The sequence below is a fragment of the Haladaptatus halobius genome, assembly GCF_020618475.1.
Classification (GTDB): Archaea; Halobacteriota; Halobacteria; order Halobacteriales; family Haladaptataceae; genus Haladaptatus; species Haladaptatus halobius.
Window position 1 is genome coordinate 2,462,459 of record NZ_CP085335.1, and the last position, 13,442, is coordinate 2,475,900.

At 62.3% G+C, this 13,442-nt stretch carries 16 protein-coding genes and 1 pseudogene; 9 read left to right on the forward strand and 8 right to left on the reverse strand.

Annotation, left to right across the window (positions count from 1 at the left end):
* Positions 1–61: 61 nt before the first annotated feature.
* Together LIW51_RS14435 and LIW51_RS14440 are read left to right on the forward strand one after the other, a co-directional pair.
* Positions 62–790, forward strand: a pseudogene (locus LIW51_RS14435) (tetratricopeptide repeat protein); the annotation flags it as partial.
* Positions 790–1,080 carry a DUF424 domain-containing protein gene (locus LIW51_RS14440; protein ID WP_227374805.1) on the forward strand — a complete coding sequence of 97 codons (291 nt, stop codon included), beginning with the start codon at positions 790–792 and terminating at the stop codon, positions 1,078–1,080. The pseudogene LIW51_RS14435 and the gene LIW51_RS14440, both read left to right, overlap by 1 nt.
* A gap of 46 nt (positions 1,081–1,126) precedes the next feature.
* Here the strand turns inward: LIW51_RS14440 and LIW51_RS14445 are convergent, their stop codons facing one another.
* Both LIW51_RS14445 and LIW51_RS14450 read right to left on the reverse strand, forming a co-directional pair.
* Positions 1,127–1,471, reverse strand: a complete 345-nt coding sequence (locus LIW51_RS14445; protein ID WP_227374806.1) for a DUF6176 family protein — start codon at positions 1,469–1,471, stop codon at positions 1,127–1,129.
* A gap of 124 nt (positions 1,472–1,595) precedes the next feature.
* Complete coding sequence (locus LIW51_RS14450) at positions 1,596–1,775, reverse strand: hypothetical protein (RefSeq protein ID WP_227374807.1); 180 nt, start codon at positions 1,773–1,775, stop codon at positions 1,596–1,598.
* Between the two features lie 117 nt (positions 1,776–1,892).
* Here LIW51_RS14450 and LIW51_RS14455 point away from each other — a divergent pair, with 117 nt between their 5' ends.
* From LIW51_RS14455 to LIW51_RS14475, 5 genes are all read left to right on the forward strand, one after another.
* Positions 1,893–3,140 (forward strand): aminotransferase class V-fold PLP-dependent enzyme, encoded by a 1,248-nt coding sequence (locus tag LIW51_RS14455; protein ID WP_227374808.1) that lies wholly within the window; start codon positions 1,893–1,895, stop codon positions 3,138–3,140.
* A gap of 176 nt (positions 3,141–3,316) precedes the next feature.
* Entirely contained in the window at positions 3,317–3,943 is a 627-nt protein-coding gene (locus LIW51_RS14460) for an HD domain-containing protein (RefSeq protein ID WP_368411800.1), read from the forward strand.
* Positions 3,944–3,997: 54 nt separating this feature from the next.
* Positions 3,998–4,852, forward strand: a complete 855-nt coding sequence (locus LIW51_RS14465) for an ArsR/SmtB family transcription factor (protein WP_227374810.1) — start codon at positions 3,998–4,000, stop codon at positions 4,850–4,852.
* A gap of 89 nt (positions 4,853–4,941) precedes the next feature.
* A complete protein-coding gene (locus tag LIW51_RS14470) occupies positions 4,942–6,219 on the forward strand; it encodes an MFS transporter (RefSeq protein ID WP_227374811.1) in 1,278 nt (425 codons plus the stop codon).
* 27 nt (positions 6,220–6,246) lie between these two features.
* The gene (locus tag LIW51_RS14475; RefSeq protein ID WP_227374812.1) at positions 6,247–6,666 is read left to right on the forward strand and encodes an iron-sulfur cluster assembly scaffold protein; all 420 of its coding nucleotides are present in this window, start codon (positions 6,247–6,249) and stop codon (positions 6,664–6,666) included.
* Positions 6,667–6,747: 81 nt separating this feature from the next.
* On the opposite strand, the gene LIW51_RS14480 is transcribed toward LIW51_RS14475, so the two are convergent.
* The 5 genes from LIW51_RS14480 to LIW51_RS14500 form a co-directional block, all read right to left on the reverse strand.
* A complete protein-coding gene (locus LIW51_RS14480) occupies positions 6,748–7,398 on the reverse strand; it encodes an AI-2E family transporter (protein WP_255766694.1) in 651 nt (216 codons plus the stop codon).
* The gene (locus LIW51_RS14485; RefSeq protein ID WP_227374813.1) at positions 7,395–7,745 is read right to left on the reverse strand and encodes an AI-2E family transporter; all 351 of its coding nucleotides are present in this window, start codon (positions 7,743–7,745) and stop codon (positions 7,395–7,397) included. Before LIW51_RS14485 ends, LIW51_RS14480 begins: the two co-directional genes overlap by 4 nt.
* Positions 7,746–7,802: 57 nt before the next feature.
* Positions 7,803–8,834: a DNA repair and recombination protein RadA gene (radA, locus tag LIW51_RS14490; RefSeq protein WP_227374814.1), complete on the reverse strand. Its 1,032-nt coding sequence runs from the start codon at positions 8,832–8,834 to the stop codon at positions 7,803–7,805.
* A 133-nt stretch (positions 8,835–8,967) separates the two neighbouring features.
* Positions 8,968–9,573, reverse strand: a complete 606-nt coding sequence (pspAB, locus tag LIW51_RS14495) for a PspA-associated protein PspAB (RefSeq protein WP_227374815.1) — start codon at positions 9,571–9,573, stop codon at positions 8,968–8,970.
* 384 nt (positions 9,574–9,957) lie between these two features.
* On the reverse strand, positions 9,958–11,043 hold the full coding sequence (locus tag LIW51_RS14500) for a flavin-containing monooxygenase (RefSeq protein ID WP_227374816.1): 1,086 nt from the start codon (positions 11,041–11,043) through the stop codon (positions 9,958–9,960).
* Positions 11,044–11,152: 109 nt separating this feature from the next.
* Between LIW51_RS14500 and LIW51_RS14505 the strand changes: the two genes are divergently transcribed.
* Complete coding sequence (locus LIW51_RS14505; RefSeq protein ID WP_227374817.1) at positions 11,153–11,428, forward strand: DsrE family protein; 276 nt, start codon at positions 11,153–11,155, stop codon at positions 11,426–11,428.
* Here LIW51_RS14505 and htpX read toward each other — a convergent pair.
* A complete protein-coding gene (gene htpX / locus LIW51_RS14510) occupies positions 11,425–12,297 on the reverse strand; it encodes a zinc metalloprotease HtpX (protein WP_227374818.1) in 873 nt (290 codons plus the stop codon). The genes LIW51_RS14505 and htpX overlap by 4 nt on opposite strands.
* 244 nt (positions 12,298–12,541) lie before the next feature.
* Between htpX and LIW51_RS14515 the strand changes: the two genes are divergently transcribed.
* Positions 12,542–13,423: an NAD-dependent epimerase/dehydratase family protein gene (locus LIW51_RS14515; RefSeq protein WP_227374819.1), complete on the forward strand. Its 882-nt coding sequence runs from the start codon at positions 12,542–12,544 to the stop codon at positions 13,421–13,423.
* The last annotated feature ends 19 nt before the right edge of the window (positions 13,424–13,442 follow it).

A 13,442-nucleotide genomic window follows, 5' to 3' on the forward strand; every position in this document is an offset into this window, starting at 1 on the left:
ACGGAGCCCGCAGGCCGAAATTGCGCAGACCTTAACAGTACGCCGCCCCAATCGACCGATAATGACCGATAATCGAAGTCACAGGTTCTCGGAAGGGGAAGGCTTCGGCGACCCGTACGACGAGTTCGACTTAGACCCGCCCGAACTGGAAGTGAATCCGGACGAGGTCGACCCCGTCGATTCCCGCGTCGTCACCGATATGTTAGATCGGCAGGCGATTCCGCGCGACCGCGTGTCCGTCGCAGACCTCGTGGAAGTCGGCCTGAGCTACATGCAGATAAACCGCTTCGAGCAGGCGACCGAGACGTTCGAGCGCGCGGCGCGCTACGCCGAGGAAGATTCGCTCGAAGCGCAGGAAGCGTGGGTGAACAAAGGTGCGGCGCACGGCCAACTTGAAGAGTGGGACGAGGCCATCGGCGCGTATCAGGAAGCCCTGCGAATCGACGACGACAGCGAACACGCCGCCACCGCGGAGACGAATCTTGCCTACGCCCTCTGGGAGTCCGGCCAGAGCGAACAGGCGCTCGAACACTCCGAGCGCGCGGTCGAGATCGACCAGCGATTCCCGCAGGCGTGGTTTAATCGCGGCTTCTTCCTGCTTGAACGCGGCCTCGCGGAAGACGCCCTAAACTGTCTCGACAACGCGATTCGGCTCGGATTCAGGAACGCGCAGGTCGTCGAGGAGAAGGCGCGCGCGCTGGAAGAACTGGGCGAGGACGAGGAAGCGGAGCAACTCGCAGAGGAAGCCGAGGAGATGCGCAAGCAGGCGGAGCAAGAGCTGGTCCAGGAATGATCCTCAGGGAGCGCGAGACGCAGGAAGGGTTGTTGGTCGCCGTCTGCGACGACGACGTGCTCGGCGAGACGTTCGAGGCGGAGAACGTGTCGCTCACCGTCACCGAGGAGTTCTACGGCGGTGACGAGGTGGACGAGAACGAGGTCGTGGCTAGCCTCGCGCGCGCTAGCGTGGCGAACATCGTCGGCACAGAATCCGTGGCGCTCGCGGTCGAGGAGGGATTCGTGGACGAAGCGAACGTCCTCGACCTCGACTCGACCCGGCACGCGCAGTTCCTGCGGATGTAGTCTTCGCCGAACCGAATTCAGCGAAGGTAGGGTACGAGCACGGTACCTACGATCGGTTCGGATGAGTGAGATGGTACAGCAGTTCGTACTCGCCGACGCTCCGTTCGTCTTCGAGGGTCTCTTTCATCACTTCCTTGTGTTCCCGGTCTATCTCGTGCGTCGAGTTTTCGAAGGCCTCGTACGCCCGCCGCGCGTCTTCCGACTCCATGTAGTAGACCAGAAAGTCGCCATCGTTCGTTTGCTCGATGAAGGCGGACTCGCTGTACATTCCTTCGCTCTCGTACGTCTCGACGGCCTCGTCCTCGCGCCTTCGAATCTCGGCCATCCACTCCTTCAGCCGCCGCGTCTTTCCCCTTTTGATTTTCTGTTTCATCATCACGACGTCGACCATGACCGAGGGGACTGGAACGAGCCGTATATAGATACTGATCTGACAGAAAACGCGCCGAACGGTGACGAAGCGCATATCGGTATCGGAACCACCGACTCGGTACGCACGGTTTCTGCGGACGTCGCTAATCGAGGAGCGCCGGGACGTTCACCGCGACCAGACAGAGCAGCGACCCGACCGCGACGCCGCCGCCTACGGTCGCTAATCCGGTATCGAACGCGACCGCGAGTAAGGCGTGGAACGCACCGACGAACGCGAGGCCGATGAAGAGTAGACTCGCACCGAGTCGCCGTTTCGAGACCATACGAACGCGAGGGGCTGGAGCGCCTTAAGCCGCGTTGCCCCGGACGTAACCGGAACCGGTTTCGCTCGTCTCGTCGGACCGAAGGAGTGTTTTGACTCGAACACCAAGCGAATGGTAATGGAAACTCAACAGACAGATGCGCTGGACGTGGAGCGCATTCGGAGAGACTTCCCGATTCTCCAGCGTGAGTTCGACGGAGCGCAGTTGGTGTATCTCGACAACGCGGCGACGACACAGACGCCGGAACAGGTCGTCGAAACCATCTGTGACTACTACCGGAACTACAACGCGAACGTCCACCGCGGCATCCACCACCTGAGCCAGGAAGCGTCCATCGCCTACGAGGAGGCTCACGACCGCCTCGCCGAATTCGTCGGCGCGAGCGGTGGGCGCGAGGAGATGGTGTTCACGAAGAACACGACCGAATCCGAGAACCTCGTCGCCTACGCGTGGGGCCTCGAAGAACTCGGCCCCAGCGACGAAGTCGTCCTGACCGAGATGGAACACCACGCATCGCTCGTGACGTGGCAACAGATCGGCAAGAAGACCGGTGCGGACGTGAAGTACATCCCCGTCGACGAGCAGGGGTATCTCGACATGGACGCCGCGGCGGAGCTGATCACCGACGACACGAAGATGGTGAGCGCGGTTCACGTCTCGAACACCCTCGGGACGATCAACCCCGTCCGGGAACTGGCCGACCTCGCGCACGACCACGACGCCTACATCTTCGTTGACGGCGCGCAGGCGGTGCCGAACCGCCCCGTCGACGTCGAAGCCATCGACGCCGACTTCTACGCCTTCTCCGGGCACAAGATGGCCGGGCCGACCGGAATCGGCTGCCTGTACGGCAAGAGACACCTCCTGGAGGAGATGGAGCCGTACCTCTACGGCGGTTCCATGATTCGCAAGGTGACCTACGAGGATTCGACGTGGGAAGATCTGCCGTGGAAGTTCGAGGCCGGGACGCCGGTCATCGAGCAGGGCGTCGCGCTCGCCGCCGCGGTGGATTATCTGGAGGATATCAGCATGGAGCGCATCCAGCGCCACGAGGAGCAACTGACCGAGTACGCCTACGACCGCCTGATCGAGGAGGGCGACGTGGACATCTACGGACCGCCGGGCGACGACCGGGGCGGCCTCGTCTCGTTCAACGTCGACGGCGTCCACGCCCACGACCTCTCCAGCATCGTGAACGACCACGCCGTCGCCATCCGGGCGGGCGACCACTGCACGCAACCGCTCCACGACAAACTCGGCGTCGCGGCCTCGGCGCGGGCGTCGTTCTACCTCTACAACACCCGCGAGGAAGTCGATAAGCTGGTCGAGGCGGTCGACGACGCCCGGCAGCTGTTCGCGCAGTAACGCTCCGTCCAGCTCGATTCATCGTCTTTTTTCGGATATTGATTCGTCGTCGACTCTTCGTCCTCCCGGCGGACGATGGACGAGCGAAGCCCTCGCTTCGCTCTGCGTGTTCGGTCACGATTCGAACACTTTTTATCGCCGACGGAGTTGGTACGAAACGAATGACGAACCGAGGGTTGGTCGAAGCGGTTCGCAGCCGAGCGAAGACCTACTTCGAAGACGTCGCCCCCACCCACGACTGGCACCACGTCCGGCGAGTCGCTACGCTCGCGGAGACCCTCGCCGCGGAGTACGATGCGGACGAAACTGTCCTCTTTGTCGCAGTGTGGCTCCACGACATCGGGCGAGGGCGGGAAGACCGAGGGGAAATCGACGACCACGCCGAGTGGGGTGCGAGGGAAGCGAAGCGAATTCTCGCCGATTTTGACCCCGCCCGCGAAACCGTCGAAGCCGTCCAACACTGCGTCCGGGCGCACCGCTTCTCGAACGACGTGGAACCCGAGACGCTGGAGGCGAGGCTGCTCTCCGACGCCGACAACTTGGACGCCCTCGGCGCGGTTGGAATCGCGCGGAACTTCTGCTACAGCGGCGAACACGGCAAGCCGTTGCACGACCCCGACCGACCGATAGAAACGGACGACACCGCAGCCGGTTCGACCGCCGTCAACCACTTCCACAAGAAGATACTCCGGATTCCGAAGCGGATGCACACCGACGCAGGCCGGAAACTGGCCGACGAGCGCCGGGCGTTCGTCGAGCCGTTCGTCGACCGTTTCGAGCGTGAAGCGACCGGGGAGCGCTGACGGAGCCGCCGACGAGACCTGAAAACTTTTCAGCTCTCCAGCGGACGACGTTCTATGGACTCCGACGAACGAGCTATCGCCCCGGAGGAGGCGTTCTCCCTCCTCGGGAACGACACCCGAATCGGCATCGTTCGGGCACTCTGGGAGGCCGACGAACCCCTGTCGTTCTCCGAACTTCACGACCGGGTCGGACTCCGCGATAGCGGCCAGTTCAACTACCACCTGAACAAGCTCGTCGGGCTGTTCGTCCGGCAGAAAAACGGGAAGTACGAGCTTCCGTTCGCCGGGCATCGGGTCATCGGCGCGATTCTCTCCGGAACGTACACCCACACGGGGTATCCACGACGTTCGAACTCGATACACGGTGTATCGAGTGTGGCGGGACGCTGGAGGCCGAATACGAGGAGGAGATGGTCACGGTTCGCTGTCCCCTCCTGTGACGAACGCCGGTCGACGTTCGGATTTCCGCCGGGAGCCTTCGAGGGTCGAAACGTCGAAGACCTCCCTAGAACATTCGAGCGGTGGCTCCGCAACGCGTTCTCGGTCATGGCCGACGGAATCTGCCCGAACTGCTCGGGACGCACGGTCGGGTCGCTCGTCACCGACTCGGAACACCTCGACGACGACCAAGCGGCCAGAGTCGAGTTCGTCTGCGAACGCTGCGGCGATTACGCGTCCGGCAACGTCGGAACGTATCTCCTCCAGCATCCGGCGGTCGTCGCGTTCCACTACGACCACGGCATCGACCTCGGCCGGGATTCCGCGTGGGAACTCGAATGGCTCGGCGAAGACGACGCCCGAATCGTCTTGGACGATCCCCTGTTGGTCGAGTACACCGTCGAACTCGGCGGCGACGAACTCGAACTAACGGTCGACAGCGGCCTGAACGACGCCGTCGAAGAGATGTAGACAACCGAACAGAAGCGCGTTTCGGCTGGCGACTTTACAGAAGTGTATTTCTGATAACATATATTCGGGGCGGATACCTGTTCCTTTCCATGCACTCCGTATTCAGAAATCGGGCGTTCGCCCGCCTCTTCGCGGGGCGGTTGATAACGAACGCGGGCGACAGCGTCTACACCGTCGCGGCGATGTGGCTCGCGTTCGAACTCGGCGGGTCGTCGTTCTACGCCGGACTGGCGGGCTTTCTGACCATGCTCCCGCAGACCCTCCAATTTCTCGTGGGGCCGTTCGTCGACCGCTGGCAGCTTCGCCGAATCCTGGTTGCAACGCAGGTCGCACAAGGGATACTTGTCCTCTCCATCCCGCTCGCCGCCGCGACGGGCCGGCTCTCGGTCTGGGTCGTGCTCGTCGTGATGCCCGTCGTCTCGCTCTTAAACCAGTTCGTCTATCCGGCACAACAGGCCGCGCTCCCTCGAATCGTCGAGAAAGAAGAACTCGTCGAGGCCAACTCGGCGTTCTCGTTCGCCTATCAGGGCGTCGACTTCGTCTTCACCGCACTCGGCGGCGTCCTCGTCGCGTTGGTCGGCGCGGTGTCGCTCTACCTCATTGACTCGGTAACGTTCGCCACCGCCGCGCTCGTCTTCCTCACCGTTCGCGTCCCCCCGGCCGAGAAACCGGACGGCGGAGACGAGAGCGTCACCTCCGCCGTGGACGACTATCTCACCCGACTTCGGGAGGGAGTCCGCTACGTTCGCGGGTCGGTACTCGTCTGGTTGCTCGCCGCTAGCCTCGTCGTCAACTGCACCGTCGGCATCATGATGTCCGTACTCCCGGCCTACGCGAACGCGAACGGCGGCCCCGACGCCTACGGGTTCATGCTGGCCGCCGTCGTCGGCGGGCTGCTCGTCGGGTCGCTCGCGGCGACGCCGCTGAAACGGTTCTCGCTCGCCGGCCTGAGCGTCGCCGGGTTCGCCTTCGGCGGGGTCGTGTGGCTCGCCGCGGTCGCAGTCGGCTGGTTCCCGGCGACGGTGGGGCTGTTCTTCGTCGCGTGGATTCCGGTCGGCGCGACGAACGTCATCTTCGCCGCGATGATACAGTCCGTCGTCTCCGAAGACTTCATGGGGCGCGTGGCGTCCGTGAACGCCAGCGCCTCCGCGGGCGCGATGCCCATCGGGGCGCTCCTCGGCGGTGTCGCAGGCGACGCCGTCGGAAGCGGGGTGGTCGTGACCAGCGCGGGGTTCGGTTTTATCTTCCTCTCGCTGTACTGGCTGGCACACCCCTTGCTCCGCGGCCTGTCGGCGGTCGAGGACATCGAAGGCGAGCGATACGGACTGGCCCGCCCGACGCGAGCCGAATCGTCGGAATCCTTTTAGGCCGGACTCACCTACTCCGATTCAACTATGAGCATGGGTTCGGACATGTACCGGCAGCAGATTCTCGACCACTACCGGAATCCGCGCAACTACGGTGAGCTCAGTGAGCCGAGTTTCACCCACGAAGGAGTCAATCCATCCTGCGGCGACGAGCTCGAATTCGACGTGGTGCTCGAAGACGACGGCGAAACCGTCGAGCGCGTCGCGTTCCGGGGTGACGGCTGTGCCATCAGTCAGGCCAGCGCGAGCATGCTCTCCCAGAAGCTTCCCGGGATGACGCTCGCCGAAGTCGATTCGATGGACAGGGACGACGTCATCGACATGCTCGGGGTGGAGATCAGCCCGATGCGAGTGAAATGTGCGGTGCTCGCCGAGAAGGTCGTCCAGGACGGCGCGGAGATATACGAAGGGGAAAAGGAACTCGACCGAACGACGACCGAAGAGTAGGTCTCGAATCTCGATAAATGTCGTTTCAATGCGGCTCTCTTCTCGTTCACTACCCTCTCGACTAGAGTGGCAAGTCCGTCACTAGCCGGCGAGGTCGTAGTAGTCGGCGAACACCTCGACCGTCGCCTTCGAGAGGGCGAGGATTATCGGCCCGACGAACAGTCCGATAGCGCCGAAGAGGTACGCCGCGCCGAACACCCCGACGAGGACGGTGGCCGAGTGGAGCGAGGACGCCCGGTCGATGACGAGCGCCCGCAGGTAATCGTCGGTGGCCGCGACGACGGTCATCCCGTAGACCACCAACAACACCGCCGCGAGCGGCCGACTGAGCGTCAACAAGTAGACGGTCGCACCGCCCAACACGGGCGCGACGCCGATTATCGGAACCATCGCCAGAAACATCATCACCACCGTCCAGAAGACGGCGTTCGGAACGCCCGCGACGAAGAGGCCGATTCCGGATACGAACCCCTGTACGATGGCGACGAAGACGTGCCCCTTCAACACCGCCCACGTCGCGTCCTCGGCTTCCACGTACAGTTCGTCCTGAACGGGTCGCGCGAGCGGCGTGACGCGCTTCGCCCACCGCACGAACTCATCGCCGTCCTTGAGGAGGTAGTAGAGGAGAAACAGGAGTAGGAGAAGCCCGAGAACGGCGTGCAGGCCGGAGCGCACGAACCGCGAAGTCCGGTCGGTCGCCGCGGAGGCGAGTCGGTCGAGGAGCCGGCTCACCACCGTACCGATCTGGATTTCGAGACCGAGTCTGCGCCGGAGCAGTTCTTCGAGCGGTCGAAACGCCGGTAGCTCCTGCGTCGAGGTCGGGACGTTGCCGACCTGTTCCAGCGCGGTTCGGAGGAACAGTCCGTCGGAACAACGACGAGCGCGACCGAACAACAGACGAGCGCGAACGCCGCCACGCGCTGGCCGACGACGGGGGCGAGCCGTCGCTGTGCCGGATAGAGAACGAAGCCCAGTAACATCGCCGCGAGAACGTAGCTCAGAAACGGTTCGACGATGAGAACGGATAGCGCGACGAGGATACTCGTGAGTACGACGGCGAAGCCGGTACGAGCGCGCATATCCCACGGCTAGGGCCTGTCGGCGAAAAGGCTGCGGGCCGGTTCGTCGGTCGCCGTCTATTCGGGCTTCAGCCCGCCGTCCTGCACTCGCATGACCGCCTCGCCGTCTGCGAGGTTCGGCGCGTCCACGAGGCGGACGATACGCTTGTCGCCCTTCGACTTGCGGAGGTACATCCGGAACGTCGATTTGTGACCGAGGATGTTGCCACCGATAGGCTGGGTCGGGTCGCCGAAGAACGAATCGGGGTTGGAGGAGACCTGATTCGTCACGACCATGGCGGTGTTGTAGAGGTTGCCGACCTTGTCCAAGTCGTGGAGGTGTTTGTTGAGCTTCTGCTGGCGCTCTGCGAGCTGTCCACGACCGACGTACTCGGCGCGGAAGTGCGCCGTGAGGCTGTCTACGCAGAGGAGACGGACGGGCCACTCGCTCTCTTCGTGCTCTCCGGCGAGCTCTTGAGCCTTCTCCGCGAGGAGCATCTGGTGGTTGGAGTTGAACGCCTTGGCGACGTGAATTTTGTCGAGGAAGTCGTCGATGAGTTCGTCCATCGCTCCGTCGTCGTCGGGCGAACCTTCGATCTCGCGGTCGTCCATCGCGGCCTGAATGGCCTCCTCCGGAAGTCCGCGAACCATATCGTCGATGCGCTCCGGGCGGAACGTGTCTTCGCTGTCGATGAAGATGCTGCTACCGCCGAGACCGCCCTGCTCGCGGGGGAGTTGGACGTTCACCGCGAGCTGGTGGGTGACCTGCGACTTCCCGGCACCGAACTCGCCGTACACCTCCGTGATGGACTGCGTCTCGACGCCGCCGCCGAGCAGTTCATCCACCTCGTCTATCTGCCAGCTGAGTTTGCCGATTCGCTCGCGCCGTTCGAGCACCTGCGAGCCAGTTTCGAAGCCGCCGATGTCGGCTTCCTTTCGCGCGGCTTGGATGATATCCGCGGCGGTGCTCTCGCCCACGTCGGCGGTGTTGCCGAGTTCGCCGGGGCTGGCGACCGCGAGACTCTGGTAAGAGTCGAATCCTGCGTCGTTGAGCTTTTCTGCCGTCGCCGGGCCGACGCCCGGCAGTGCTTCGAGGTCTACGTCTGCCATCGTAGTCGCTCATTGTGCTCCCCATCATATAAACCTCCGTTAACACCAGAGTGAAAGTGAAAAGGGGTAGACGAGAGCGAGTGCTCGAATCGAAATGGAAGGGTTTAGATACGAAGACGCAGCGGCATGCGAACTACTCCCACGGGTGTTCGCCGGAGCGGTCGGGCCAGAGGGGATACCAATACTCCTTGTCGGACTCTATTTCGAGTTCTCCGTCTAGATTACTCTCCAGTTTGAACTCCGCGGAGGAGTCGCGGTCGTGGTCGGACTTCGGCGCGAAGGGATAGTACGCCCCTCTGCGGAACGAGTACACCCAGTAGACGTAGTTTCCGTCGCGCCGAAATCCGAAGAGCGCGGCGAGTAGGCGCGACCCGTAGCCCTCCTCGACGAACGTATCCGCGGCGAAGTGGAGGCTGGTCACGAGGTCTTCGAAATCGTCGTCTTCGAGAACGACCCACGAGTAGCCGTGGTCGTCCTCGTACGCCCGCGCCTCCGTTCCGGTTTCCTCCTTCCCGGCTTCGAGGATGGCGTGCACCTCGTCCACCGCTCCGCGGAAGTCCGTGCTGTCGACCTGCGAGAAACAGAGAGCGGCCATCCCGACCGGTTCGTATCCGAGGTCGGCCTCCATCGTGATGTAGGCCGTGCTCATGCCAAAGAGGTCTTCGGGGTCGGCGTCCCGTCCGGCGTCCGTTTCGGCGCGAATCCCGAGCACTTCGCGGAGTCCGTCCAGCAGTCCCATATCGAGGGATACGAGCGCGAGAAGAAAAAGGGGGACGATAGCTAACCGCCACTCGATAAAGCGAGTCGAGCGCGAGAAGAAAAAGCGACGAAGTGAACGTTACCGTCGGGAAAAAGCCGCGAGCACGACCCGGTCGCGCTCGCGTGGACTATCCGCACGTGGTCGCAGGCCGTACGAACGGGATAAGTTCTGGTCTTCGTCGTGAGAGCCTCATCGAAGCGTCCGGAAAGATGATTTCACACGGTATCTTCGAGCCTTTCAGCGACGTCGTGAAATTTCCACAAGCCGGAAAAGAGGCACTCAAGTCGGCATCTGAGCCATCCGCTGAAACCAAAATTACTACCATTAGCGAAAGCGTTTGGCTTTGTTGAATCTCTCGACGAACTACCGTTTTGAGCCGATGCGGTCGTGTGTATTCAGTCGAGAGGCGGTGTATTCAGCGTCAGAACCGACACCTCTGATGGTCGCTGAAACGGGCGTCCGCTGGAAAGGGAGTCCGAGGAAGTACAGTCCCGGTTCCTCGTCTACCACGCCCCGATCGTGAATCGGATAGTCGTTCGCGTTGAAAGCCAGTCCCGGTAGATCGATCCACTCGAATTTGGGTCGGAACCCCGTCGCCCAGACCACCGCATCCACGTCAAGGACGTGTCCATCTTCGAGGCGCGGTTTCCCGTCTGTTACGCCCTCCGTCCGGGCCACTCGTTCGACGCCGCTCTGACGGATGTCGGCAGGCGTGAGACGGATCAGTGGGTCACCGCGTCCCTGACTGCGTTCTTTTATCTTCTGACCGATCCACGTATCAACAGTGAATACGCTACCGAACAGCCACCAGAAGAGTCGGGAGTTGAATACGTCGGAAGGGATGTGACCAGTGTCGCGACCTGACAGCCAAGTACGACGACCAGCGCCAGCAAGCTCGACAGCAATCTCGGCTCCCGAATTCCCGGCACCGACGACGAGGACATCACCAGCGGGGAGCCAGTCGGGGCTCTGGTAGCGACTTGAGTGGAACCGAGCGATCGAGGGGTCAAGTTCTTCAGCGAATTCGGGAATATGCGGATGCTGAAACGGCCCCGTCGCCACGACAACATTGGTTGCAGTCAACCGATTAGATCTAGTTTCTAGCACGTAGCGGTCGTCGCTCCGAGTGAGTGACTCAACTTTCGTATCGAGGCGCACCGGGAGATCGAGTTCGGCGGCATACGTCTCTAAGTAGTTGGCCATCTCGTCCTTCGTCGGGAAGTAGTCGTCGAGTGCTGGGAACGATAGCCCCGGCAGACTGCTGTTCCGGGCCGAGGTGAACAATCGTAACGAATCCCATCGATTGCGCCACGTATCTCCGATGCGTTCGCTGGCCTCCAGGATGAAGAAGTTGCGCTTTTGTTCCGCCAAGTAGTATCCCATGGATAGACCAGCCTGCCCGCCGCCGATTACGACGGTATCGAAATCCGGTGAAGATTCACTTTCCATGTGCAGCCTTACTCCGTCAAAAAGGTGCGCTCTTGTGAAGAACCTTTAGTGGTTGTGATAACGGAGCGTGCGCTATCTCACGAGAACCACGGGTCGATCCGATGACTATGTGCTGACTAAACTCCGACCGATCTATCTCGATGATGAAATCGACAGACTACTTGCCATCAACAAGTGCTTCACAAAGCAGCAGAAACGTGCGGTGGCTGACGAGGCGACCTCGTTCGCCGAAGAAGGCGTTCGGTTCAAGGCCTGTCGAAGTGGCACGGAGAAGTTCAACTTCCTCACCGACGACTTCCTTTCGGGCGTCGGAACGGTTCCGGCGGTCGGCGGCGAACTCGCGAAATTACAGGCCAACGGGTACACCTACGTCGGGACGCCTTAGAAGGACTCCATCTCGCGCTCCAGATCGCGGAGTCGCTCGACCCGGCGTTCGGTGCTCGGGTGCGTGCTGAACAGTTTCCCGATGAACCCGCTCCTGATGGGGATGATGAAGAAGGCGTTCATCTCCGCCTCCTCGCGCAGGTCTTCTTTCGGAACCTTATCCATCCGACCGTCGATGGTCATCAGCGCCGAGGCGAGCGCCGAGGGCTTGCCGGTGATGGTCGCCCCGCCCCGATCCGCGGCGAACTCGCGGTAGCGCGAGAGCGCCCGGATGAGGATGTAGCTGACGATCCAGACGACGAGCGACGCGAGGATGGCGACCCAGATGGGTGCCTGATTGCGCCGGTCTCCGCCGCCGAACAGCCAGCCCCAGCGGACGACCAGGAAGGCGATGGTCGAGAGGAACGACGCGATGGTCATCACCATCATGTCGCGGTTCTTGACGTGCGCGAGTTCGTGGGCGATGACGCCCTCCAGTTCCTCCTGATTTAGCGTCTGCAACAGTCCGGTCGTCACGCAGACCGCGGCCTTCTTCTGCGAGCGTCCGGTGGCGAAGGCGTTCGGAACCCGCTGGTCGGACACGGCCACCTTCGGCTTCGGCAGGTCGGCCTGCTGGGAGAGGCGGCCGACCATGGCGTGGAGTTGCGGATACTCCTCCTCGCTCACTTCCTTCGCGCCCATGCTCCACAGGGTGAGCCGGTCGCTGAAGAAGAACTGGCCGAGCGAGAATCCGCCCATGATCAACAGGATAAACAGGAATTTCACTCCGACAGCCCACAACACGCCGATAAACACGATGTACAGCGCGAACAGCAGGAACATCGTCAGGCCCATCCTGGCTCGAAGTCCCCAGTCTGCTTTCCACTTCATGCCCCAATCTAGGCATTCCGACCGTTTATAAGTATTCGTCGTACATGCGAGAAAGTAGCACGCCCGGCGAACGAAAAAGATTCGGGTCGTCCCAATCTTGTTGTTCAAATCTGGATGAAAATGCGACGGAGAGACGCCAACGCCGTCGAAGCAGATGATTCCTCCTCCGGCGAGCCAGAATGTTTACCCACGAACGCGGAGTACGAGCGACCATGTTCGTAGACGAACCAGCGAGGGTACGGCGATGACCGAGACGGTTCTCGTCGCCGGGAGTCTCGACCGGACCGCCCGGTGGCTCGCGGTTCATCTCGCCGAACAGGGGTGGGACGTGACCTGCGTCGGTCTCTCCCAAACGGAACGGGAACTCGAAGAGTATCGGGGGCTTTCGTTTCGCACCGCCGACCTGACCGAACAGGTCGAGATGGCGGACGTCGTTTCGAGCGAAGATCCCGACGCGGTCGTCCACTGGACGCCCCTCCCGTCGCCGGAGCGCCACGCCGGGATGCGCGTCTTCGAGAACAACGTCATCAGCGCGTACAACGTTCTCACCGCGGCGGGTCGGGCGAACGCCCGCGTCGCGTGGGCGTCGAGCGAGAGCGCGTACGGCTTCCCGCTCTCCGGAGCGCCGTCGCTTCCGGAGTACCTACCGCTGGACGAATCGTATCCGCTTCGTCCGGAAGACCCGTACGGCACGTCGAAGGTCGTCGGCGAAGAAATCGGCAGGATGGTGGCTCGCCGGTACGACGTTCCCGTCGCGTCGATTCGCGCGTCGTGGGTGCAGTTCCCCGGAAAGTATGACTGTCTCGACGCCCGTAGTGACCTCGCGGCCGGAGCCGGTAACTTCTGGTCGTACGTGGACGTCCGGGACGTTGCGACCGCGATCGAGTGCGCCATCACGGCGCAGTTCGACGGCCACGAACCGTTTCTCGTCGGCGCGGAAGACAACTACCTCGACCGACCCATCGAGGGCGCCCTCCGCGATTTCTTCGGCGGACTCCCCGACGAGTGCCGAGTCTCGGGGAGCGATTCGGCGCTCTCGACCGAGAAGATTCGGTCGATGCTGGGGTGGCGACCGACCAACTCGTGGCGCGACTCGATGGACGAGAGCGAATCCATTCTCGCGTGAGCGTTCTACAGGTTTAAAA